Origin of the sequence: Candidatus Manganitrophus noduliformans (assembly GCF_012184425.1) — a bacterium.
Classification (GTDB): domain Bacteria; phylum Nitrospirota; class Nitrospiria; order SBBL01; family Manganitrophaceae; genus Manganitrophus; species Manganitrophus noduliformans.
Genome location: NZ_VTOW01000001.1, coordinates 1,584,990 through 1,608,523, shown reverse-complemented (window position 1 = coordinate 1,608,523; position 23,534 = coordinate 1,584,990). Strand labels below are relative to the sequence as shown.

Annotated in this window: 19 protein-coding genes; 17 read left to right on the top strand and 2 right to left on the bottom strand. The window is 57.5% G+C overall.

The window, feature by feature from the left end; all coding sequences use genetic code 11:
- Positions 1–122: 122 nt before the first annotated feature.
- Entirely contained in the window at positions 123–1,508 is a 1,386-nt protein-coding gene (locus MNODULE_RS07900; protein WP_168058884.1) for a sigma-54-dependent transcriptional regulator, read from the bottom strand.
- Between the two features lie 134 nt (positions 1,509–1,642).
- A complete protein-coding gene (locus MNODULE_RS07895) occupies positions 1,643–3,292 on the bottom strand; it encodes an ATP-binding response regulator (protein WP_168058883.1) in 1,650 nt (549 codons plus the stop codon).
- A 532-nt stretch (positions 3,293–3,824) separates the two neighbouring features.
- Here MNODULE_RS07895 and MNODULE_RS07890 point away from each other — a divergent pair.
- The 17 genes from MNODULE_RS07890 to MNODULE_RS07810 all read left to right on the top strand — a co-directional run bounded on the left by MNODULE_RS07890 (position 3,825) and on the right by MNODULE_RS07810 (position 23,407).
- Positions 3,825–4,172, top strand: coding sequence for a hypothetical protein (locus MNODULE_RS07890; protein WP_168058882.1), 348 nt, complete (start codon positions 3,825–3,827; stop codon positions 4,170–4,172).
- A gap of 385 nt (positions 4,173–4,557) precedes the next feature.
- A complete protein-coding gene (locus MNODULE_RS07885; RefSeq protein WP_168058881.1) occupies positions 4,558–5,685 on the top strand; it encodes a sensor domain-containing diguanylate cyclase in 1,128 nt (375 codons plus the stop codon).
- Positions 5,675–7,417 (top strand): hypothetical protein, encoded by a 1,743-nt coding sequence (locus MNODULE_RS07880; RefSeq protein WP_168058880.1) that lies wholly within the window; start codon positions 5,675–5,677, stop codon positions 7,415–7,417. Before MNODULE_RS07885 ends, MNODULE_RS07880 begins: the two co-directional genes overlap by 11 nt.
- Positions 7,418–7,642: 225 nt before the next feature.
- Positions 7,643–8,011, top strand: a complete 369-nt coding sequence (locus tag MNODULE_RS07875) for an NADH-quinone oxidoreductase subunit A (RefSeq protein ID WP_168058879.1) — start codon at positions 7,643–7,645, stop codon at positions 8,009–8,011.
- Positions 8,002–8,478: an NADH-quinone oxidoreductase subunit B gene (locus MNODULE_RS07870; protein WP_168058878.1), complete on the top strand. Its 477-nt coding sequence runs from the start codon at positions 8,002–8,004 to the stop codon at positions 8,476–8,478. Before MNODULE_RS07875 ends, MNODULE_RS07870 begins: the two co-directional genes overlap by 10 nt.
- A gap of 38 nt (positions 8,479–8,516) precedes the next feature.
- Positions 8,517–8,996, top strand: a complete 480-nt coding sequence (locus MNODULE_RS07865; protein ID WP_320412450.1) for an NADH-quinone oxidoreductase subunit C — start codon at positions 8,517–8,519, stop codon at positions 8,994–8,996.
- Positions 8,997–9,030: 34 nt separating this feature from the next.
- Positions 9,031–10,248 (top strand): NADH dehydrogenase (quinone) subunit D, encoded by a 1,218-nt coding sequence (gene nuoD, locus MNODULE_RS07860; protein WP_168058877.1) that lies wholly within the window; start codon positions 9,031–9,033, stop codon positions 10,246–10,248.
- Between the two features lie 67 nt (positions 10,249–10,315).
- Positions 10,316–13,072 (top strand): molybdopterin-dependent oxidoreductase, encoded by a 2,757-nt coding sequence (locus tag MNODULE_RS07855; RefSeq protein WP_168058876.1) that lies wholly within the window; start codon positions 10,316–10,318, stop codon positions 13,070–13,072.
- 86 nt (positions 13,073–13,158) lie between these two features.
- A complete protein-coding gene (nuoI, locus tag MNODULE_RS07850; protein ID WP_320412449.1) occupies positions 13,159–13,764 on the top strand; it encodes an NADH-quinone oxidoreductase subunit NuoI in 606 nt (201 codons plus the stop codon).
- A gap of 95 nt (positions 13,765–13,859) precedes the next feature.
- The gene (locus MNODULE_RS07845) at positions 13,860–14,501 is read left to right on the top strand and encodes an NADH-quinone oxidoreductase subunit J family protein (protein WP_168058874.1); all 642 of its coding nucleotides are present in this window, start codon (positions 13,860–13,862) and stop codon (positions 14,499–14,501) included.
- Positions 14,501–14,803, top strand: coding sequence for an NADH-quinone oxidoreductase subunit NuoK (nuoK, locus tag MNODULE_RS07840; RefSeq protein ID WP_168058873.1), 303 nt, complete (start codon positions 14,501–14,503; stop codon positions 14,801–14,803). Before MNODULE_RS07845 ends, nuoK begins: the two co-directional genes overlap by 1 nt.
- 19 nt (positions 14,804–14,822) lie before the next feature.
- On the top strand, positions 14,823–16,385 hold the full coding sequence (locus MNODULE_RS07835; protein WP_168058872.1) for a monovalent cation/H+ antiporter subunit D family protein: 1,563 nt from the start codon (positions 14,823–14,825) through the stop codon (positions 16,383–16,385).
- Positions 16,382–16,642, top strand: a complete 261-nt coding sequence (locus MNODULE_RS07830) for a transglutaminase-like cysteine peptidase (protein ID WP_168058871.1) — start codon at positions 16,382–16,384, stop codon at positions 16,640–16,642. The genes MNODULE_RS07835 and MNODULE_RS07830 overlap by 4 nt, the downstream gene beginning before the upstream one ends.
- On the top strand, positions 16,635–18,500 hold the full coding sequence (locus MNODULE_RS07825) for a Na(+)/H(+) antiporter subunit D (protein ID WP_168058870.1): 1,866 nt from the start codon (positions 16,635–16,637) through the stop codon (positions 18,498–18,500). The genes MNODULE_RS07830 and MNODULE_RS07825 overlap by 8 nt, the downstream gene beginning before the upstream one ends.
- 97 nt (positions 18,501–18,597) lie before the next feature.
- On the top strand, positions 18,598–20,283 hold the full coding sequence (locus MNODULE_RS07820) for a complex I subunit 4 family protein (protein WP_168058869.1): 1,686 nt from the start codon (positions 18,598–18,600) through the stop codon (positions 20,281–20,283).
- Positions 20,276–21,946, top strand: a complete 1,671-nt coding sequence (locus MNODULE_RS07815; protein WP_168058868.1) for a complex I subunit 4 family protein — start codon at positions 20,276–20,278, stop codon at positions 21,944–21,946. Before MNODULE_RS07820 ends, MNODULE_RS07815 begins: the two co-directional genes overlap by 8 nt.
- Positions 21,947–23,407 (top strand): NADH-quinone oxidoreductase subunit N, encoded by a 1,461-nt coding sequence (locus tag MNODULE_RS07810; RefSeq protein WP_168058867.1) that lies wholly within the window; start codon positions 21,947–21,949, stop codon positions 23,405–23,407. It abuts the gene before it with no gap.
- Positions 23,408–23,534: the final 127 nt, after the last annotated feature.

The window sequence follows — 23,534 nt, the reverse complement described above, 5'->3', positions numbered from 1 at the left end:
GAAAGAGGCGCAAAAAGATGCAACAATTTAATTGCTGATTTTTTGAAACCGGGCTGGAAATGTGTAGAGACGTCCCGGCGGGACGTCTCTACCGTGGGAGATCGGCAACCGATCTATCCGCTTTAGCGATCGATGCCGTACTCTTTAATTTTATACTGCAGAGCGCGGTAGCTGATGTTCAGCGTCTCCGCCGCCCGCTTTTTGTTCCAGTTATTTTCGACCAATGCTTTGAAGATAGCGTCGCGCTCGACCTCGACCGTCTTTCGCTTGCTGATCTCTTTGAGGGAGAGCGGTTCGAGGGAAGGGGCTTTTTCCTGCTCGGGCCGGGCCTCCACCGGAAGGACCATCTCCTTGAGGACATATTTTTCATCTCTCAAGACCACCAGCCGGCGCATCATGTTTTCCAACTCCCGGATGTTTCCGGGCCAGGCATAGCTCATGAAAGCTTCGAGAATCGTCTCCGGAACCTTTTCCATATCGCTGTCGTACTGCGCCCGAAATTTTTTGAAGAAGTGCTGGCAGAGGATCGGGATATCCTCCTTCCGCTCCCTGAGCGGCGGAACGAGGATCTTGACCACGTTAAGCCGGTAGTAGAGATCTTCCCGGAAGCGTCCTTCTTTGATCGCCCGCTCCAGATTCTGGTTGGTGGCGGCGACGATCCGGACGTCGACCTTTAAATCTTTTTTTCCTCCGAGCTTCGAGAACTCTCCATCCTGGAGAACATGGAGCAGCTTCGCCTGAAGGCCCGGGCTCATCTCCGCGATTTCGTCGAGAAAGATCGTCCCGCCGTTGGCCAGCTCGAATTTTCCCATTTTCCCCCGCATGGCGCCGGTAAAGGCCCCCCGCTCAAACCCGAACAGCTCGCTTTCGAGCAGCTCCGACGGCAGGGCGGCGCAGTTCACCCGGACCATGATTTTGTCGCGCCGCAGCGATTGATCGTGAATGGCGCGGGCGATCAGCTCCTTTCCGACGCCGCTCTCGCCGAGGACGAGGACCGTCGCATCGGTTCCGGCGATCTTGCGGATCATTTCTTTAATCCGAATCATCTCGTCGTTGATGCTGATAAAATCGCTCGTTTTGTTGAGCTGGTCCCGCAGATCTTCCACTTCCCGGACCAGCGTCATCCGATCAAACACCTTTTCGAGAGTAATCCCGAGCTCTTCATCCTCGAACGGCTTGGTCAGATAATCGGAAGCCCCCATCTTCATCGCCTTGACGATCGTGGCGGTCTGTCCGACCGCCGAGAGCATGATGACCGGCAAGGCCTCGTCCATCTCGCGGATTCTACGGAGGGTCTCCAGCCCGTCGACCTGGGGCATCATGACATCGAGAATGACCGCGGAGGGGGAGAGCTGCTGTTTGATCATGGCGAGCGCCTCCTCTCCTCCTTCCGCGCAAGAGACCTCATATCCCTCCGAGGTCAGGAGGGTCGCGAGATAGCGCCGGACCGACTCCTCATCGTCCACCACCAGAACGTGCTTCTCTTTAGGACCTATTTCGGTGTTCATGGCTTCTCCTTCACACTTTCGCACTTGCACACTTGCTTTGAAGCTCCCCCGCAGGCTGCAAGGAAGCGACCCCCAACGGGAATTCACAACCCGAGCGGAGACGACCGCCTCCCCGGCGCATCCCCCGCAAGGACTCACTCTTGTTTGGGAAGAGAGAAACTGAATTCCGTTCCTCGACCCGATCGACTCGTCACCCGAATTTTGCTTCCGTGGCCTTTTACGATGTCCTGGGCGATCGCCAGCCCAAGACCGAAGCCGCCGTAACGGCGCGATTCGGACGACTCCACCTGATAGAAACGATCGAAAACCTTTCCCTGCTTTTCCGCGGGAATTCCGATCCCGGTGTCGGAGACCGAAATCAGGATTTTCCCTTTCTTCTGATCCTTGAACCGAACGGTAATTTTCCCCCCTTTGGGGGTAAACTTGACGGCATTCGAAAGAAGATTGTCGAACACCTGACCCATTTTTTTCCGGTGGCACCGAACCCAGCAGGGGGCCGGCCCGATCGAGGTCGCGAGGAGGATCCCTTTTTCCTCCGCTTTGGGCCGGATTAATTGCAGGCTTTCATCCAGAATCTCGACCAAATTCATCCGATCGAGCAAGAGGGTCTGCTCGTTTGTCTCCAACTTCGAGAAATCGAGAAGGTCGTCGATCAGATCCAGCTGTTTGTGAATATTCCGGACCGCAATCTCCAAATACTCCTTCTGAAGGGAGGCCAGCGGGCCGGCTTTCCCTTTCAGGACCAGGCTGGTATATCCCTTCACCGCCACCATCGGCGTCTTGAGCTCATGCGAGACGTTCGACAGCAGATTCGTCTTCATCTGATCGAGGCTCTTCAACTCCCGGTTCGCCTCTTCCAAGGCCAGCTTCGTCTTGCGCAGGCTTCGGTTCATCCGTTTCAGCTCTTCGAAGAGGCTGGCGTTTTGGATCGCGAGGGCCGCCAGGTCGGCCAGGCCGACGACCAGCCGGAAATCCCTTTTGGTGAAAGCCTGCGTCGCGATTTGGCTGTCGAGATAAAGCGCCCCGGCCAGTTGTCTCTGATAGGTCACCGGAACGGCCAAGAGCGTTTTGATCCGCAGCCGCTTCAGGATCGGATGCGGCCGGGTTTCTTCCGCCTCGGCGTTCGGCAGGAGAACGATTTCCCCTTTTTCCAGTTGAGACGAAATCTCCTTGTCTTCGTTCAACAGGGCGGTCACGGCGTCGGCCCACTCCGGATCGGCCTCCTTTTCACCGGTCACCCGGTGCGTCTCGCCTCCTTTATAGAGGAGAAAAAGACTCCTTGAAAAGCCGGTCCGGTGCGACGCCTCGCGAAGCACTTCATTGAGAATGGAATCGAGCTGAAGGGTGGAGATGAGCGTTCGGGCGATCTGATAGAGGACTTCGACCTCGGAGAGCCGCCGCTTTTCCAGCCCCTGGCGGATCGACGTCTTCAGTCCCTCGATGCCGAACGGCTTGACGAGATAGGCGTACGCGCCCCGGTTCAACGCCTCCACCGCGGACTCCAGCGAGGCGTAGCCGGTCAGAAGCACCGTCACCGGCCTCGGCCAGAGTTTTTCGGCGTGGGCCAAGACATCCAGGCCGCTCATCCCCTTCATCTTCAGATCGGTCAGGATGAGATCGAAAGAGGTCCGCTCCATCGCCTGAACGGCCTCTTCGCCGCTGGAGACGGTCACCACCCGGTACCCCTCCAGCTCCAAAATGCTCCGGAGGGTTTCCAGAAGGGCCTCTTCATCGTCCACCAGGAGGATCTTCTCGTTGAATTTTGCGGAGGGAGTCTGAATCATACTTCTTTGTCCTTGGATCCCTCGAATTTCTTTCGAAAGAACTTCATGAGCCGGCCCGGACGGCTCCGGATTTCATCCCATCAAGGGATTGAGAGGGGCCGATGCGTAGAGAACAGCGCGGAGCAGGTTCCGATCCGGCCGCGTCGGCTGCACGTAAGTCGATTTTCCTTTGCTTTGAGGGGCGCCCTTGCCGGTTCAGTGGAGGAGAGAAGAAACGGTTCATGGATATCGTGGGACAAGCCCCCTTCCCCTCGAAAAAATCTAAATTTATTCTACTCTAAAGAAAATTTATGAATCAAGTTTTTTCCTGAAAGAGTTTTTGCATGAAACCTGCAAGCTTTTTCGCTCCTTCCTTGGAAGACCTCCGTTGTCGAATGGTAAAGGGAAGACCTGCCGCAACTTCCTCCCCTATTTCCCCCTCTGGCATTTAATTTGCTCCTAGTCACGGCGACGCTTGAAATAAAGGCGAGCGTCTTGCTCCTAAAAATACAAGGCCAAATCTACATTAAAGAAAGAAGGGAGGTGATACGGGATGAAAAAATTACTAATGATCGGAATGCTCTCCATTGCCCTCATCGGAGCGGGCTCACTGACGCCGATTTATGCGGCGGGCGAGCAAGATCAGGGCGCGGCCCAGGGCGACCAGGGCGCCGGCGGAATGGCTCAGGGAGAAAAACTGACCGGGGTCGAGGTCACCGAGATCAACAAGGATCAGGGGACCGTCCAGATCAAGAAACAAGAGGGAGGTCAGGAAACATTGAAGCTTGACCCGAGCCAAGCGGCACAACTAGATCAAATCCAGAAGGGTGACAAAGTGGATATCACAATGGTCGAACGCGGTGGTGAAAAAGTCGCAACCTCAATCTCGAAGAGCGGTTAGACCTTTCTGGTACAAAGGGGAAAGAGAGGAGCGATCCTCTCTTTCCTCTCCGCCTCCAAACGAGGAGAGGACGGGACGCCGAATGGATCGATCCACTCTCTCCCGATTATTTCAATTCCATTGGAAAGGGCGTTCAGCGTCCTTCCCAGTCAGCCGGGGAAAACGTGCTTAAGAAGTTATCCGTTCCATATATGATCGTACTCCCTGTAGGTATCGTCTTATTTTATAGACCGATCTGGGGCCTTTCGGAGACGCTTTTCTTTCTCCTTGCTGGAACGTACCTCCTCATCGCCGCCGAAGTCGCGAGAAAGGGGGGAGCCGGGTGAAACCGGCTCGCCTCCTCCCGAATTCGGGAGACCCCTTCACAACTGATTCCACGAAAACAATGTCGAGAAAACCGCCCCCGAAGGTAGATACGTATTTCGTCAAGAAACCGCCCGAATTCACCAAAGGGATGGCGCAGCAGCACTATCATGCGATGAACGTGCTTCTTCGCGTGCCCCGGATCACCGGCAATCATGCCGACATGGAGATCTCGCTCACCACGCTGATGGATCTGGCCGCGGAGATCGCTCCGTACGATTGGGGGCTCTTTTACCTCTGGGACGACCACAAAAACGCGCTTCAATTGCGGGTCTCGAGAGGTTTCGGGAAAAGCTTCCCCCCTCTCTTGGAAAAGGGGAATCTCATCGCACGGTGGACCTTCCAATATTCCAAGCCGATTTTTATCCGGGAAAACGCCGGCAAGGAGATGGAGCGCTATTTCTCGCTGCTCAAGACCGACTCCGTCATCTCTATCCCCATTCTGGTCAACAACCGGCTGACGGGCATTCTTCAATTGGGGGGATGCCGGCAGCGGCGATTCGCGGAAGAAGATGCGCTGCTGGTCTGGATGCTGGCGATGCAGTCGGAAGCCCTCTTTCATAACAGCCAGACGGAGCGCGAATTCCTCCGCCGGATGGCGATGACCGACGGACTCACCGGCCTCTTCAATCGGCGCTATTTCGACGAGCAGGTCGACCGGGAGATCCAACGCTCTTATCGAACCGGCAAGCCGTTCGTCCTGATGATGATGGATGTCGACTTCTTCAAAAAGTACAACGACCGCTACAGGCATCTCAAAGGAGACCAGGCCCTCCGGGAGATCGCGATGATCCTGAAGACCCGGCTCCGCCAAATCGACACGGTCTCCCGATTCGGAGGGGAAGAGTTTTCGGTCTTGCTTCCGGAGACCGATGAAGCCGGCGGCCTCGCCGTCGCAAAACATATCAGCTGCTCGGTTAAAAATCATTCATTCGCAGGAAAGGAGAAAAAACGCGACGTCAGGATGACCATGAGCATCGGCTGCTCGATCTTCCCCATTGACGGGAAAGAAAAGGAGGAGCTGATTCATCGCGCCGATCTCGCCCTGTACCACGCGAAAGAGTCGGGACGCGACCAGGTCGTTCTCTTTTCGCAACTCAAGGGCAAACCACACGATCAACAACTCAAGGAGGAACAAAATGTCTTCTAAAACCAGCATAAAATGGTTTTGGCACTTCATCCTCCTGTTCGCGATGATCGCGACAGGATTCGGATGCGGAAGTGGAGGGGGGGGAGGCAATTCAGGTGGAAACAATGATCCGGGGCAAAACGATGCAAATCCGCCCCGGTTTGCAGGATTGACCGGAATTGTCAGTCCCAGCAATACCGGTAACGTGGAATTGACCGCCGATGAAGCCTCGGATGGGGAAACTCCCAAGGAACAGTTGGTCTATCTGATCTACGCGTCGACCACTTTTCCTGTAGATCAGGCTGCAATCACCCCGTATACTTTCAACGGAGTCGATAGCTGCAGCGGCGGACAATGCCGCTTTGTGGTGACTGACCTGAACAAGGACGGGAACACGACCTATTATTTCTCCAGCCGCGCAAGGGATGGAGCCGGAAACGTCGACCGGGATCCACATCCAACTGAGGAGAACAGCTCATTTTCAGTAACTCCCTTGAAGTTTTCGGGGATCGGGGATGACGGGGGAAATCCCTTGGGATCGAGTCTGAATGTCGATCCTGCTAGACATGCCGTTCACCCGGCGCTGGCTGTCGTTCAAGGAACGCCTTACGTCATTTGGGAGGAGTGCGCGCCGCCCTCTCAACCCAACCCTTCCGGCCTTGCGTCGGATCATCCCTGCAACCTGGATGAACCGTCCAAGATCTACGTTAAGCGCTGGAACGGGTCTTCTTGGGAATTAGTGACCGAGGGCACCGGCCAGGACGATCTGAACAAAAACGACACCGCCCATAGCCACTCCCCAACGATCACCGCCGATCAAAATGAAATCTACGTCGCTTGGCGCGAGATCGGACAGAATCTCTTTATTCAGAAATTCAATGGAACGCAATGGACTCCCATCAGTACATTGGGGAACACCGGCTTCGGTGGAGATCGTCCGGCACTGACCAGGCACATCGCGATGGGAAGTCTCCTGGGAATCGCCTATGAGTTCTCCCCTCAGACGGTCGATCATCGTCAGATCTTCTTCCGGCAATGGGACGGTTCCGCCTGGACACCGAGCGGAACGACCCTCAACAAAAATCCGGACGAAGCGGGCGAGGCCCCGATTTTTTCTCGGAACGGTCAGGAGCTTTATATGACCTGGAAGGAGTCAACGGTGACGACGCCTCTCGCAACAGGGGGACATAGCCATACGATTCCCAATATTTTTGTGAGGAAATTAAACGGCGCGAATTGGGATCTGATCGGCGACAGCCTCAATATCAATCCGGCCAACGAGGCGAGATACCCTAGCATCGATCTGAGGGACAATGTTCCGTATGTCGCTTGGCATGAATGTCTTCAGGCCTCTTGCAGCGATGAGCATATCTTCGTGAAACATTGGGATGGGGGTCAATGGGTCCAAGACAAAGATACCGGAAACTGCCCCAGCATACCCGACTGCGGGAGCCTAAACCATGTCAGCGACGGAAATAAAATCCCGAGCCGATTCGCTATGACTCCCTCTCTCAGCACCTTTGGAAACCGGATCTTTGTCGCCTGGTCCGAGCGGGATGATGACACCAGCCCGCCGACCTACAAAATTCGGCTAAAGAGCCTCAACGGCGGCGGCAAGTGGGATTTCAACGGAACCCTTTCCAGCCGGAATTCTTATTCTCCGGCCCTCTACTCGGACGGTCAAGGCCTCTTCGTCGCCTGGGTTGAGGAAAACGAAGCGGGTCGGTTGCAATTACACGTTGCACGGAATTAACCCATTTATTCTGCCGGGCCCTATGTACGGGCCCGGCAGAATAGTCCGAAAGACCCATCCCGCCCGACCCATTGGTAGGTCCTTTTATCTATTGAACATCCGACACTCCCCACGTTAAGATGACCACTAATCCTTTGACAAAAAACATAAATTATGAAAGAATAGCGCCTCGCTAACGCGCCAGGGCCCATTAATAACGGCGATTGATTTAGGCTGGTTTATTTGATGATTGAAGCCCCGCCCATCAATTATATTCCGATCTTTCTTTTTATCCTTGCTTCGATCGTCTTTGGGGTCGGAACGCTGGTCATCAGCTATTTTGTCCAGCCGCGGGTCTACAACAAAGAGAAGCTGACCACCTACGAATGCGGCAGCGAGCCGATCTCCGACGCCCGGATGCCCTTCCCCGTTCGCTACTACATCATCGCCATGCTTTTTGTGATCTTCGATATCGAAATCGCCTTCCTCTACCCCTGGGCGGTCGCCTTCAACAAGCTCGGCCTGTTCGGACTCATCGAAATGGTGATTTTCATCGCCCTTTTTCTGATTGGGTATATCTACGCCTGGAGAAAGGGAGGACTGGAATGGGATTAACCGGAAAATTCGAGGCGAACTTCATCACGACGACCCTCGATCAAGCGGTCAACTGGGCCCGAAAAGGCTCCCTCTGGCCGATGACCTTCGGGCTCGCCTGCTGCGCGATCGAGATGATCGCCGCCGTCGCCTCGCGGTACGACATCGACCGCTTCGGAGCGGGCGTTTTTCGCGGCTCTCCCCGGCAGTCGGATCTGATGATCGTCGCCGGAACGGTCTGCCGGCGGATGGCCCCGGTGATTCGGAAAGTCTACGATCAGATGCCGGAGCCGAAATATGTGATTTCGATGGGCTCCTGCGCCACCTCGGGAAATATTTACAATAGCTACAGCGTGGTGCAGGGGGTCGATCGCTTCGTTCCGGTCGATATCTACGTCCCCGGCTGCCCGCCGACCCCGGAAGCCCTCTTAGAGGGCGTTTTGCGTCTCCAGGACCAGATTATGAAGAAGAAGGTCTTCACGAAATGAAAATTCCCTCCGGAATGGAAGAGGGCGGAGAGCACCCGGTGGCCCGGAAAGTCCAGGCGCAGTTTCCCGCCGCGTTTATCGGCGCCGCCCTCTTCCGAGGCGATCTCTCGATCCACCTGAAGAAAGAGGGGTTGTTCGAGGTGGGCCGGCTGCTTCGGGACGATCCGGCGCTCGATTTCGACTATCCGGTTCATGTCTCTTCGGTCGATCATATGGGGGAGCGGGAGCGGTTCGAGGTGGTCTATGAGTTTTTCTCCATTCGGAAAAAACATCAGGTCCGGCTGAAGACGCGCGTTTCGGAAGAAGACTGCACCGTCGACTCGTTGACCCCCCTCTGGGAAGGGCTCAATTTTATGGAGCGGGAGGTTTACGACATGATGGGGATTAAGTTCAACAACCATCCCGATCTCCGCCGGATCCTCCTGCCGGATGAATATGACGAGGGCTATCCCCTTCGAAAGAACTTTCCGATCGAAGGGCGGGGGTGGAGAGACACTTTTGAATTTTTAGAATCATAGGTCCTATAGGACCTATAAGACCTATAGGTTGTACATGGAATTAAAAGAAGCACCGACTACGGAAAACAAAGGCCTTCCCCTTTTGAGGACGGAGGAGCTCCTCCTCAATCTGGGGCCGCAGCACCCGTCGACACATGGGGTGCTGAAGGTCGTCCTCACCCTCGAAGGGGAGAAGATCATCAAGTCGGAGCCGGTCCTCGGCTTTTTGCACCGCGGGGTCGAGAAGATCGCCGAGTCGATCACCTACAACCAGTTCATCCCCCACACCGACCGGCTCGACTACGTCTGCGCGATGTACAACAACTTCGCTTATGTCCGGGCGGTCGAGAAGCTGTTGGGAATCACCATTCCGGAGCGTTCGGAATATCTTCGAACCATCGTCGCCGAGGTGCAGCGGATCATCGGCCATCTCTTCTGGCTGGGGACGCAGGCGCTCGATATCGGCGCGATGACCGTCTTCTTTTATACCTTCCGCGAGCGGGAAATCCTGCTCGACATTTTCGACGAGCTCTGCGGCGCGCGGCTGACGACCAGCTGGTACCGGGTCGGCGGGGTCGAGCGCGATTTTACGACGAAGATCATCGACGACCTCTACCGGTTCATCGCCGATTTTCCATCGAAGATTGTAGACTATGACACCCTGTTGGTGAACAATCGGATCTGGCTCGCCCGGACGCGCGGCATCGCCGTCATCTCGGGAGAAGACGCGGTCCGCTACGGCCTCTCCGGATCGACCCTGCGCGGCTCCGGCGTCGACTACGATCTTCGGAAGATCAGCCCGTACGGGGCCTATGACAAGGTCAAATGGACCGTCCCGATCGGAAAAAACGGCGACACCTACGATCGGTACTGGGTCCGGATGATGGAGCTGCACGAGAGCACCAAGATCATCAAGCAGTGCCTCGATCAGCTTCCGCAGGGAGATTACAAAGCGTATGTCCCGCAGGTGGTCGCCCCGCCGAAGGAGCGGGTCTTCACCGACATGGAGAGCATGATCTACCAGTTCAAGCTCTACAGCAAGGGCTTCAACGCCCCGCCGGGAGACATCTATTGCGGCACCGAAGCCCACAAAGGGGAGCTCGGCTTTTACATCTACAGCAAAGGGGACAGCAAACCCTATCGGATGAAGATCCGGGCCCCATCCTTCATCCACATGGGCGCGTTCGACCACATGGCGAAAGGCTACATGATCGCCGACGTGATTACCATCTTCGGAACCTACGACATCGTGATGGGAGAGTGCGATAGATGACCGTTAAACGGGAATCGTGAATCGTTAAACGTCAATTCTTTTACGATTAACGAATAACGAGGTTTTAATGAGCGACGAAATCAAAGCGAAGATCGAAATCCCGACCGCCCCGGAACCGGAGGCGGCCCCGGCCAAAAAGATGTTGGACGTGACGATCGACGGGAAAAAGATCTCCGTCCCCGAAGGCTCCCTTCTGCTCGATACGATGCGGGGCCTCGGGATGGAAATTCCGGCGATGTGTTATCACTACACCTTCTCCTCGTTCGGCTCCTGCGGCGTCTGTCTGGTGGAAGTCGAGGGGAAGAACAACAACGTCCGCTCCTGCACCGCCAAGATCACCAATGGGATGGTCGTGAAGACCAGCACCGAGAAGATCGTCGATGCCCGGAAAAAGGCGATCGAAAAACATCTGATCGTCCACCCGCTCGACTGCCCCGTCTGCGACGCCGACGGCAAGTGCGAATTGCAGGACATGGCCTACGACCTCGGCGTCTATGACATCAAGAAAGGGACCCGGAAGGAGATCCCGGAAGACACCCGGAGCCTGGTCCTCGACTTCAACATGAACCGCTGCATCCTCTGCGGGCAGTGCATCAACGTCTGCAAAGAGGTCCAACTGGTCGACGCCCTCTGCTTCTACAAGAAGGATGGGAAGACCCACGTCGGCGCGCACGACGGGGTCCCCCTCTACTGCGAATTCTGCGGCGACTGTTTGGCGGTCTGCCCGGTCGGCGCGATCGTCAGCCGCTTCTCCAAGTACGCCTTCAAGCCGTGGCAGCTGAAGAAAACGGTCACCACCTGCGGCTACTGCTCCGACGGCTGCACGCTGCACCTGGAGAGCGAGGCGCAAAAAGTCGTTCGGGTCACCTCCAAGCTGTCGTATCTGAGCAAGTTCGGCAAAGAGGTCGAGCTGGGGGACGATCATGGCGGGACCTGCGTCCGGGGCCGGTTCGGATTCCAGTACACCCAGAGTGAATCGCGCCTCTCACGGCCGCTGATGAAAACCGACGGACAGTGGTCCGAGGTCCCCTGGTTCAAGGCGACGGCGATGATCGGCAAACGGCTGATGGAAATCAAAACGCAGCACGGCGGAGAGGCGATCGCCGGCCTGATCACCGGCCGCTGCACCAATGAAGATGTCTATCTCTTCCAGCGCCTGATGCGGTCGGTGCTGGGGACCAACAACATCGACACCGCCGCCCGCTACGGTCATATGAACTCGGTCACCGCCCTGCAACAGACGATCGGGATCGGCCAGGCGACCACCTCCGACAAGGCGATGACCCTCTCGGATGTGATCCTGGTGATCGGAAACGACATGACCGAGACCAACCCGGTCACCGCGCTCCGCCTCAAAGAGGCCAAATCGAGATTTCAGGCGAAGCTGATGGTCGCCCACAACTTCCAGACCAACCTGATGGCGCTGGCAAGCCATCCGCTGCAGGTTGTGGTGGGTGGCGAGACGGCGTTGATTCAGGGGCTGGTCAAGTCGGTCATCGACAAGGGGCTCGCCTTCCCCGCCTTTGTGCAGAAATACCCTGCCGCTTATGAAGCGCTTCGTCAAGGCGTCGCCGGACTTTCCGAGGAAAACCTGGCCCGGGAAAGCGGATTGCCCTGGGAGAAGATCGCCGAGGCAGCCGAGCTGCTGGCGAAATCGAAGCGGGGAACCTTGATCTGGGGCGAAGGAATCGTCTCCAAAAAAGAGGGCTATCACAATGTGCTCCGGCTGATCGATCTTGCCCTGCTGACCGGCCTTCTGGAAAAAGAAGGGGCCGGGATTCTGCCGATCTGCGAAGAGAACAACGAGCAGGGGGCCGTCGACATGGGAGCGGTTCCCGAATTTCTCCCCGGCCAACGCCCCTACGCGTCGGAGAGCGAACGGGCGCGGTTTCGGTCGGCCTGGAATACGGAGCTCCCCGAAGGAATCGGCGCCACCCTCCCCGAAATTTTGGAGCGGGCCGAACGGGGCGAGATTAAAGCGCTCTATCTCGTTGGAGAAAATCCGCTCGGCACCCTGCCGAATGCGATGCGGGTCCGCCAAGCGCTGGAGAACGTCGATTTTATCGTCTGCCAAGACCCTTTTATGACCGAGACCGGCGAGATGGCCGACTTCGTCCTCCCGGCCGCGGTCGCCGCGGAGAAAGAAGGGACCTTTACCGACGTGGAGGGGAAGATCCGCCGCGTCGCGCAAGCGTTCGATCCGCGCGGCGAAGCGCGCCCCGACTGGAAGATCTTCTGCGATCTCGCGAAGGGGATGAACCACCCGCTCCAATACAAAGGACCGGAGGACATCAATCAGGAGATCGCAAAGCTCGTTCCCGGCTACTTCCGCGATGAGCGCCCGGCCCCCCGTCCGGAGCGTTATTCAGACGGTGCCTTTATCGCCGAGATCGCCGGACGATACCGCGCGACCGAACGGAAAAAAGAAGCCGCCTTCCCCTTCTCGCTCGATCTCATTCAGGTCCTCTACCACTCCGGGAAGCTCTCGACGCGCGACCCCGGCTTGATGAAGATCGAAGACAAGGCGGTTCTATACATCGGCGCGGCCGATGCCGAGGCAATGGGGCTGAAGACAGCCGACACGGTGAAGATCAAATCGTCGCTCGGCCAGGTCGAAGTCCCGGTGGAAGTGTTGGAATCGCTCCCGAAGGGGGTGGTCCACTTCCCGAACCACTTCAACCGGCCCAACGTAAAAGACCTTCTGACCGGCACAATCGATCCGGCGACCCACGTCCCCTATTTCAAACAGGGAGAGGTGGCCCTGGAGAAGGTCTGGAAGATCCAATTGACGGTCATGCCGGCGGCGGCAGAAGAGACGAAATAACGTAGGGGCGCAATTCATTGCGCCCTCCTCTGTCCGAATAAATTCAGGGCGTGATGAATCACGCCCCTACAGCAAGCGGAGAATCCGTGAAATTCACCGAGCTGCTCGACAAAATTATTTTCAAAGAAATTCTGAAAGGGCTGAAACTCACCTTCACCCACATGTTCGTTCGAGAGGTGACGCTCCAATATCCCCATCAGAAGCTCGCCCTGCCCGATACCCACCGGGGCGCCCTTTGTCTGTTGAAGTATGAAGACGGCGCGGAGCGGTGCGTCGGGTGCGATCTCTGCGAGGCGGCCTGCCCCTCCCACTGCATCAAGGTGGTCAGCGCGGAGGTCCAGGACGGTCAGGTGCTTCGGCGGATCGCCACCTCGTTCGACATCGATATCACCAAGTGCGTTTTCTGCGGCTTCTGCGTGGAGGCCTGCCCCGTCAACGCCCTCGGGATGACGAAGCTTTATGAATATTCGACCGACAATAAAAGAAACTTGATCTTCGACAAACCGAAGCTGTATGAGATCGGAGAGAAGTACCACTCCGAGGCGAAGGCGTACCTCGTGGCGCACAATCAGGAGAAAGCCGACGAGACCGCCCGCGAATACCGGTATAAATTTCCGGCCTACGTGAACGGAGAGGCGGTGAAAACGGAGGCAAAAAAGGAACCGGCCGCCGGGACCCCGAAGGCGGAGTAGGGGCGAATCTTGTATTCGCCCTGAAACTGCGATCAAAAAGCCGGGCGATCAAAAGAATCGCCCCGATATCAAGAGATTCAAGGCACAAGGAGTTCATGGCACAGCTTTTATTTTTTCTTTATTTTTCAGGGATGGCCCTCTTCTCGTCCGTCTTGACGATCGGCCTTCGTAATCCGATCTACTGCACCCTCGCCCTCCTTTCTACTTTTCTTCACGTCGCCGGCTTGTTCGTATTGCTCCATGCCGAATTTCTCGCCGCCATTCAAATCATCATCTATGCCGGCGCGGTTCTTATTCTTTATCTATTCGTTCTGATGCTCCTCGACTTGAAAAGCAGCGAAGGGGTCCTTCACCGTCAGACCTGGCTCGCCCTCTTTTTCGGCCTGGTGATCCTGGCGGAAATTTTGATCGTCCTCTTCAAATCGCCGACCCTGGAAGGGAGCGCCCCCGGGGCGGCCGCCCTCCCCGCCGTCGGGAACACCGAGGCGATCGGCCTCTCCCTCTTCAATGAATATCTTCTCCCGTTCGAAATGGTCGGGGTGATCCTCCTCGGCGGCATCATCGGGGCGCTCGTCTTGGCAAAACAGCCCCGTCCCGACGCAAAGATGGGGGGGAACGGCGCGCACGCGCTGGAGGTCCCCCTTCCCCGGACCGGAAACGGCCACCCGGAAGGGACCCCCGACTCGGTTACGGAAGAGGCCCGGCGCGGCGCGCTCGATAAGATAGGATCGTCCTGATGATTCCCCTCTCCTATTATGTGATCGTCTCCACCGTCATGTTCGTCATCGGCCTGATCGGCGTCTTGATCCGGAAGAACTTTTTGATTATCCTCTACGCCATCGAATTGATGCTGAACGCCGCCAACATCAACCTGGTCGCCTTCTCGCGCCATTTCGAATCGGTCAACGGACAAATCATCTCGCTCTTCATCATCACCATCGCCGCCGCGGAAGCCGCCGTCGGCTTGGCGATCATCATCGTCTTCTTCCGGAAAAAGGCGACGACCAACGTCGATGAAATCAGTTTGTTGAAATGGTAAAGAAAGCAAAGAGGTTTCCTTGGAAGCAATGAGCGACATCCGCCCCCTTCTCGCCATCCTTGTTTCAATGGTGGCCGTCGGCCTGATTCTCGCCTCGGACAAAAAACCGAACGTCCGGGAGGGATGGTCGATCGGGGCCGGGATCATCAAGTTTCTGATCGTCCTCTCGATGGCGCCGACGATCCTCTCGGGACAGATTCTCGAATATACCCTCTATACTTTCGTTCCGGGGCTCGACATCAAATTCCGCGTCGATCCGTTCGGGATGGTCTTCGCGACGATCGCCTCGGGGCTCTGGATCGTCACCACCTTCTATTCCATCGGCTACATGCGAGGGACGAATGAGAAGAAGCAGACCCGCTACTTCGCCTGCTTCGCGATCAGCGTCGCCTCGGCCCTCGGCGTCGCCTTCTCCGCGAACCTCCTGACCCTTTTTATCTTCTACGAATTCCTCAGCCTCGCCACCTTCCCGCTGGTCAATCATAAAGAGACGCCGGAGTCGTTCCTGGGGGCCCGGAAATATCTGATCTATCTCGTCGGCGCCTCGAAGACCTTTTTGCTGGCGGCGATCATCCTGACCTACAGCGTCGCCGGAACCCTTGAGTTCTCCAAAGGGGGGCTCTTCGCCGGAAAAGGGGCGCCGTGGATGCTGGTTTTGATCTACCTCTTCTTTATCTATGGTTTTGCCAAAGCGGCGATCATGCCGGTCCACGCCTGGCTGCCGGCCGCGATGGTCGCGCCGACCCCGGTCTCCGCCCTGCTCCATGCGGTGGCGGTCGTGAAGGTCGGCGTCTTCTCGGTCTTGCGGGTGATCTTCCACGTCTTCGGCCCCGAGCTGATGGGCCAGCTTCATCTCGGCGTCATGACCGCCTATCTCGTCTCGTTCACGATCATCATGGCCTCCATCTATGCATTGACGCGGGACAATCTGAAAGCCCGGCTCGCCTACTCGACGGTGAGCCAGCTCTCCTATGTGATTTTAGGGGCGGCGCTTCTCTCCCCGAGCGGGATGACCGCCGGGGTCATTCACATCGCCAATCATGCGATCTCGAAGATCACCCTCTTCTTCTGCGCCGGCTCAATCTATGTCGCCTCGCACAAAACCAACATCAGCCAGATGCGGGGGATCGGGCGGAAGATGCCCTGGACGATGACCGCCTTTTCGATCGGCGCGCTCAGCATGATCGGGGTGCCGCCGGTGGCAGGGTTCGTGACGAAGTGGTATCTCGCCCTCGGGGCGATCGAGGCGGGCCAGATTCCGATCCTCTTCGTTCTGATCGCGAGCACGATCCTGAACGCCGGCTACTTTGTCCCGGTGATCTACACCGCCTTCTTTCATGCGCCGGAGGGGGAGGCGCACGGTCACGGCCCTGCGCTTCACCCGGCGCCCCAGAGCGTCGGGGCGATGGCGGCCCACGACGACCATACCCTAGGACATGGAGCGGGCACCAGTCATGACGAAGATTTCGGCGAGGCCTCCCCTTTCGTTTACGTCCCGTTGATGGTGACGGCGATCCTCTCGGTCCTGGTCGGTCTTTTCCCCGACTATTTTCTGGCATTGGCAAAATTGGTGATTCAATGAAGAAAGAGAAGCTGATCCTTTATACGGCCGTGCTCCTCGTCCTCCTCGCGGCGGTCGAGTTTTTCCTGGTCCACAAACACCACGCGGTTTTCGCGCTGGAGAACTTTCCCGGCTACACCGCGGTTTTTGGATTGCTCGCCACCGTCGTGTTGATTCTCGTCTCGAAAGGAATCGGCCACTCCGTACTGATGGTGCGGGAAGATTATTACGAGAACCCCGCCGAACCGGCCCACGAAGGAGAGGCGCACCATGATTGAGTGGGTTCACCCCGGACTGCTCCTGATCCTCGGCGCCGCCCTGATCCCCTTCCTGAAAGGAAAGGTGAAAGAAGGTTATCTCGTCGCCCTCCCCGCCGCGGCCTTTCTCCTCGTCGTCTTTCTCGATCCCGGCCGCTACGGCGTCTTCAACTTTTTAGGGAACGAGCTGGTGATGGGGCGGGTCGACAAGATGAGCCTCGTCTTCAGCTACATCTTCACATTGATGGCGACGATCGGGATGGTCTACGCCCTCCATGTGAAGAACGACCTGGAGCATATCGCGGCGCTCACCTACGCCGGAAGCGCCTTGGGGGTCGTCTTCTCCGGCGATCTCTTCACCCTCTTTCTTTTCTGGGAGATCATGGCCTTCGCGTCGGTCATGCTCGTCTGGGCCCGGGGAAAAGAAGGGGAGGCGCCCGGCTTCCGGTATCTTCTGGTCCATGTCTTCGGCGGGGTGGCGCTTTTGGCGGGGATCGTCATCCATGCCACCGAGACCAAAACCCTCCTCTTCGACGCCCTCCCGCACGGCGGATGGGGAGGATCGCTCATTCTTCTGGGATTCCTGGTCAACGCCGCCGCCCCCCCGCTCCACGCCTGGCTCCCCGACGCTTATCCGGAGGCGACCGTCACCGGGACCGTCTTCCTCTCGGCCTTCACGACGAAGACGGCGGTTTATGTGCTTGCGCGAGGGTACGCCGGGATGGAGCTGCTGATGTGGCTCGGCGCCTTCATGGCCCTCTACGGCGTCGGCTACGCGATGATCGAAAACAACATCCGCCGGCTCCTCGCCTACCATATCGTCAGCCAGGTCGGCTTCATGGTGGCGGGAATCGGGATCGGAACGCAGCTGGCGATCAACGGCGCGGTGGCGCACGCCTTCGCCCACATCCTCTATAAAGCGCTCCTGATGATGGGGATGGGGTCGGTGATCTTCATGACCGGGAAGCGAAAAGCGACCGAGCTCGGCGGCCTCTATAAAACGATGCCGATCACTTTCGTCCTCTTTATGATCGGCGGCTTTTCGATCTCCGGCGTGCCGCTGATGTCGGGCTTCATCAGCAAATCGATGACGATCTCGGCGGCGGGCGAGGCGCACCGGATCGCAATCTACGTGATGTTGATGCTCGCCTCTTGCGGGACCTTTATCTCGACCACGCTGAAGCTCCCCTACGCCGTCTTCCTCGGCGAGGACAAAAAGATCCCGGCGAAAGACCCTCCGGTCAACATGATCTGGGGGATGGGGCTCGCCGCCTTCTTCTGCATTCTGCTGGGGGTCTGGCCGACGCTGCTCTATCAGCTCCTGCCGAACGCGGTCGAATACCACCCCTACACCCTGGAGCATCTCTTCCAATCGTTCCAGCTCCTCGCGGCGACCGGCCTGGTCTTTCTTCTTTTCTTGAAGAAGCTCCATCCGGAGCCGACGATCTCGCTCGACACCGACATTGTTTACCGGAAGGGGGGAGAGGGCCTCCTGTGGGCCGCGAACAATCCGATCGCCGAATACGAGGCGTTCGTCACCGAGGCGTACAACAACGTCATCATCCAGCCGATGAAGCGTTTCGTCGCCGCCTGCCGGCGGTTCGACGTCGGCGTGATCGACGGCGCGGTGAACGCCATCGGACGCGGGATCTTCGGCGGGAGCTGGTATTCGAACCTGATCGAGAATTATGTCGTCTACGGATTCATCAATATGGTCGGCTACTCCAACCATGTGCTGGCGCGGATCTTCCGCCGGCTGCAGACCGGCTCGGTCCACAATTACGCGATGGTCATCATCGTCGGGATCTTCTTCCTGGTGAACATCTATTGGATGTTCAAAGAGCAGATTAAAGGCCTGATGATGGTGATGTTGCAATGATTTGTAGGCGAATTGCATTCGCCCCTTTTCGGGATTTAAGACAGGGCGATCGGCCGATCGCCCCTACAGGGAACGGATCAAATTAATGATAGGCACGATGGATCAAATCTTCGCAAGCGACCAGATCGGGTTTCCGGTGCTGACGTTGCTCCTTCTTCTCCCGGCGCTCGGGGCGCTGGCGATTGCGTTTTTGAAGGACGAGCGGCAGATGCGGGTGACGGCGCTGGCGACCACGTCGGTCGTCTTCGCCCTCTCGCTCCTCCTTCCGCTGCTCTTCCAGCGGGGAACGCCGAACATGCAGTTCGTCGAGGAGCTGAACTGGATCCGGCCGCTCGGGGCCGCCTATCACCTCGGGGTCGACGGGTTCAGCCTCTTCCTCGTCACCCTCACCACCTTCCTGATGGTTCTTCTGGTCCTCTTCTCCTGGAAAGGGGTCGAGCTGAATCTCAAACAGTACCTGATCTGCCTTCTGGTATTGGAGACGACGGTCGTCGGGGTCTTCATGGCGATCGATCTGCTGCTTTTCTTCCTCTTCTGGGAGATCATGCTGATCCCGATGTATTTCCTGATCAAGATCTGGGGGGGGGCCAACCGCGACTACGCGTCATTAAAGTTCGTCCTCTACACCCTCCTCGGCAGCGTCTTGATGCTGGTCGGCTTCGTGATCCTTTATTTGAATTACCACGACTATGCCTTGGCGCAGAACCTCTCGCAGAGTTACTCGTTCAGCATATTGGATCTGTTGAAGGCGCCGATGTCGGAGACGAAGCAGAACATCGTCTTTCTCCTCCTCTTCTTCGGCTTCGCTTTTAAAGTCCCGATGTTCCCCTTCCACACCTGGCTGCCGGATGCCCACGTCGAAGCGCCGACCGCCGGGAGCGTCCTCCTGGCGGGGGTCCTCTTGAAGATGGGGACCTACGGCTTTGTCCGCTTCTCCCTTCCGCTCCTGCCGGAAGCCTCGATCAACTTCGTTCCGATGATGACGATCCTCTCCGTGATCGGGATCGTCTACGGGGCCCTCCTGGCGCTGGCGCAGGACGACATCAAGAAGCTGATCGCCTATTCTTCGATCAGCCACCTCGGTTTTGTCGTCCTCGGGATCTTCGCGCTGAACCGGACCGGCATCCAGGGGGGGATGATCCAGATGTTGAACCACGGGATCTCGACCGCCGGCCTCTTTTTGGTCGTCGGATTCCTCTATGAGCGGCGCCACACCCGCGCGATCTCCGAATACGGCGGGCTGGGGCGGCGTCTTCCGATTTTCGCCGCGTTCTACATGATCATCTCCCTCTCGTCGATGGCCTTCCCGGGAACAAACGGCTTCGTCGGGGAGTTGCTGATCCTGGTCGGCGCGGCGCAGCTCGACTGGCGGCTGACCGTTACCGCGATCGTCGGCGTCCTTCTCGGCGCCGCCTATCTTCTTTGGCTCTATCAGCGGATCATGATGGGGCAGATCACCAACCCGAAGAACGAGAAGATCCCCGACCTCGACCGGCGGGAGATCGGCATTTGCGTGGCGCTCGCCGTGATGATTTTTTGGGTCGGCATCTATCCGATGCCCTTTTTGAAGGCGATGGACGGCTCGATCGACTTCGTCGCCCAACGGGTCGCGGGCAGCACCCCGGCGGTCACCGAACCGGCGGTCGAAGTCACCCCGGCCGGGCTGTTCCAGTTCGATTCCATCGAAGAGCTTCTCCCCTCCTTCCCCCCTTTCACCAATGAGAACCTCCCTCCGATTGCGGACAAGGTTTCTCTCGCCGGAATGGAGGCGCCGAATGACTAATCATCTCCTCTCCTTCATCCTCTTTACGCCGTTTATCGGGGCGTTCCTTCTCTTCTTCGTCTCCAACAAACAGCGGGAGATTGTCCACGGGATCGCCGCGACCTTCGCCGGCCTCTCGCTCCTCGGATCGGCCTACCTGATGTTTGTTTACGACCATGCCGCCGGCGGCTTCCAGTTCCAGGAGCAGACCGTCTGGTCGTCCGAGCTCGGGATCTCCTTTTTCTTGGGGGTTGACGGGATCGGGGCGCCGATGGTCCTCGCCTCGGCGATGTTGATGTTCGCCGGGATCTTCGTCTCCTGGCACATCAAAGACCGCCTGAAAGAGTTTTACATCAACCTCCTTGTCTTGGGCTCGGCGACGATCGGGGTCTACATGTCGCTCGATCTCTTCTTCCTCTTTTTCTTCTACGAGCTCTCGGTGATCCCGATGTACCTCTTCCTGGTGATCTGGGGACGGCACACCAAGGGCTACCTCGACATGAAAAAAGCGGGCGACCCCCTCAGCGATTCGGTCGCCCACTTCTTCAACTTCAACCGGTCGAGCAAAGAGTACGCCGCGATGAAGCTGACCCTCTACCTCTCCCTCGGCGCGGTCGTCGCCTTGCTGGGGCTCCTGTTGGTCTACGTCGATTCGGGGCTGCGGACCTTCAACATCATCGAGATCGCCGAGAAGGGACATCTTCTGAAGTCGAAGGAGAACCTCTATTTCTGGCTGATCTTCTTGGGCTTCGCGCCGATCGCGGCGATCTTTCCGTTCCACTCCTGGTCGCCGGTCGGCTACGCCGCCGCGCCGGCCGCTGCCAGCATGATGCACGCCGGGGTCTTGAAGAAGCTCGGGCACTTCACGATCATCCGGATCTGCTTCTATCTCTTCCCCACGGCGACGCAGCAGTGGATGCCGATCATCGCCGTCATCTGCGTCATCAACATTTTCTACGGCGGGCTGGTGGCGTTTCTGCAGAAGGACACCAAGTTCGTCGTCGGCTACTCGTCGGTCGCCCACATGGGGTATATCTTCCTCGGGATGGCGTCGTTGAACCAGATCAGTCTGACCGGGGCGGTTTTCTTTCTCTTCGCCGACGCGATGGCGATGGGGCTTCTCTTCGCGCTGGCCGGTTACATCTATTATCAGACCCACACCCTCGATATCCCATCGATGGGAGGGGGGTTGGCGTCGAAGATGCCCTTTATCGCCACTGCTTTTGTGATCGGCTCCGCGGCCTCGTTCGGGATGCCGGGGGCGATGAACTTCATCGGGGAGCTGATGGTCTTTTTGGGAAGCTGGCGGGTCTATCCGGTGCAGACGGTTTTAGCGGCGATGGCGATCACAATCACCTGGGCCTATTATTTCCGGATGATCCGCGACATGTTCTTCGGCGCGCCCGATCCGCGGATGGCGCATGTGGTCGACGCGCGAAGCCTGGTCGACCGTCTTCCGCTGGTCTTGCTGGCGTCGATGACGATTTTCTTCGGGTTGTACCCCGCGCCGTTCATCAATGTAATCCAATCGGGGGTGATGCCGATCCTGGCCCGGATGGAGGCGCCGGCCGCGCCGTCGCTCCCGGCCACCGCCGCGGAGCCGGCTTCGTTTTCGATCGAGATCGATCCGCCGAAAGATGATGACACGAAACCGGCAGCGGACCCTGTTTTAGGAGGAAAGTAAATGCAGCCGTTGAATTGGGATGACCTTAATCTCATCTTGATGGCGCCGGAGCTCTGGATGACGCTCCTTTCCTGCGTCGTCCTCGCGATCGATTTCATCTGGCCGAAGGTCTCCAAAGCCAAGCTCGGCTATCTCTCGATCGCCGGGATGGCTCTGATCACGCTCCAGCTCGTCGGCTTCGCGATTCAGGGTAAGAGCGGCACCCTTTTCAACGCCATGTTCGTCCTCGATCCGCTGGCGATCTTCTTTAAGATTTTTATCCTCGTCTCGACGATTCTGGTGGTCCTCGTTTCCATTAATTATGTCGAGAAACTGCCCCTCTTCAGGGGAGAGTACTACTATCTGGTTCTTTTCGCCGCGCTCGGGATGATGTTCATGGCGTCGGCGAACGACTTCCTCTCCCTCTTCATCACCCTGGAGTTTTCGACCTTCGGCTTCTACATTCTGGTCGCCTATCTGCGCGATAACTTCAAGTCGAACGAGGCGGCGATCAAGTTCTTCATCCTCGGCGTGTTGGCCGCGGCGCTGATCGCCTACGGCATCAGCTTGATTTACGGCGCCACCGGGACGATCTATTTCCGCGAGATCGCCGCGATGCCGAACAAGAACTCGGTCGGCATGATGCTCGGGCTGCTCTTTATCTTCGTGGGGCTCGGCTTCAAGATCGGCGCGGTGCCGTTCCACAACTGGATTCCCGACGTGTACGAAGGGGCCCCGACGCCGGTGACGACCTATCTCTCGATCACCCCGAAGGCGGCGGCCTTCGCCCTGATTCTCCGTGTGATGTTCTCCACCTTCGGCGACCTGCGGGCCGAATGGACCTGGTTCATCGCCGCCCTCTCGGTCCTCTCGATGACCTACGGCAACATCACGGCGATCGCCCAGACGAACATGAAGCGGCTGTTGGCCTACTCGGGGATCGCGCAGATCGGGAATCTTTTGATCGGGATGGCCGCCGGGACGAAGATGGGAAGCGACTCGCTGCTTTTCTACATGCTGACCTATCTCTTCGCCAACCTCGGCGCCTTCGCGGTGGTGATCATCTTCTCGAACCTGACGAACACCGACGACATCGACGACCTCGCCGGACTCAACCGACGCTCCCCGCTCTTGGCTTTTGCGATGTTGGTTTTTCTCCTCTCGCTCGCCGGGGTACCGCCATTGGCAGGCTTCATCGGAAAGGTCTACATCTTTGCCGCCGCCGTCCATCAGAAGATGTTCTTTTTGGTGACGGTCGGCCTGATCAACGTCATCATCTCCTTCTACTACTATCTGATCGTGGTGAAGAAGATCTACACCCTCGAACCAAAAGAGACCACCCCCATTCATCTCTCGATGCCGCTGAAAGTGGTAATCTACGCCGGGATTGCCGGCGTGATCCTCCTCGGCGTCTGGCCCCAGCCGTTTATTGAATTCTCCGTCGCCGCGACAAGTGTGTTCACGGGCTTGGCTGCGCGGTAGAGACTCCATCCTTAATTTTTCGATCCTAAAACATTCCCATACCAGATCTGACTATCTCCATCGTGTGCATTCGTTAGATACTCTAAGAACAATTGCAAATTTTCTCAAGGAAGGGTAACATCCATAT

Coding starts and splice junctions, on each gene's coding strand:
- MNODULE_RS07825 (WP_168058870.1), top strand. CDS start 16,635: ATGATTGAGTGGGTTCACCCCGGACTGCTCCTGATCCTCGGCGCCGCC.
- nuoK (WP_168058873.1), top strand. CDS start 14,501: ATGATTCCCCTCTCCTATTATGTGATCGTCTCCACCGTCATGTTCGTC.
- MNODULE_RS07845 (WP_168058874.1), top strand. CDS start 13,860: ATGGCACAGCTTTTATTTTTTCTTTATTTTTCAGGGATGGCCCTCTTC.
- MNODULE_RS07875 (WP_168058879.1), top strand. CDS start 7,643: ATGATTGAAGCCCCGCCCATCAATTATATTCCGATCTTTCTTTTTATC.
- MNODULE_RS07810 (WP_168058867.1), top strand. CDS start 21,947: ATGCAGCCGTTGAATTGGGATGACCTTAATCTCATCTTGATGGCGCCG.
- MNODULE_RS07885 (WP_168058881.1), top strand. CDS start 4,558: ATGTCGAGAAAACCGCCCCCGAAGGTAGATACGTATTTCGTCAAGAAA.
- MNODULE_RS07855 (WP_168058876.1), top strand. CDS start 10,316: ATGAGCGACGAAATCAAAGCGAAGATCGAAATCCCGACCGCCCCGGAA.
- MNODULE_RS07880 (WP_168058880.1), top strand. CDS start 5,675: ATGTCTTCTAAAACCAGCATAAAATGGTTTTGGCACTTCATCCTCCTG.
- MNODULE_RS07820 (WP_168058869.1), top strand. CDS start 18,598: ATGGATCAAATCTTCGCAAGCGACCAGATCGGGTTTCCGGTGCTGACG.
- nuoD (WP_168058877.1), top strand. CDS start 9,031: ATGGAATTAAAAGAAGCACCGACTACGGAAAACAAAGGCCTTCCCCTT.
- MNODULE_RS07815 (WP_168058868.1), top strand. CDS start 20,276: ATGACTAATCATCTCCTCTCCTTCATCCTCTTTACGCCGTTTATCGGG.
- MNODULE_RS07830 (WP_168058871.1), top strand. CDS start 16,382: ATGAAGAAAGAGAAGCTGATCCTTTATACGGCCGTGCTCCTCGTCCTC.
- MNODULE_RS07900 (WP_168058884.1), bottom strand. CDS start 1,508: ATGAACACCGAAATAGGTCCTAAAGAGAAGCACGTTCTGGTGGTGGAC.
- MNODULE_RS07890 (WP_168058882.1), top strand. CDS start 3,825: ATGAAAAAATTACTAATGATCGGAATGCTCTCCATTGCCCTCATCGGA.
- MNODULE_RS07870 (WP_168058878.1), top strand. CDS start 8,002: ATGGGATTAACCGGAAAATTCGAGGCGAACTTCATCACGACGACCCTC.
- MNODULE_RS07895 (WP_168058883.1), bottom strand. CDS start 3,292: ATGATTCAGACTCCCTCCGCAAAATTCAACGAGAAGATCCTCCTGGTG.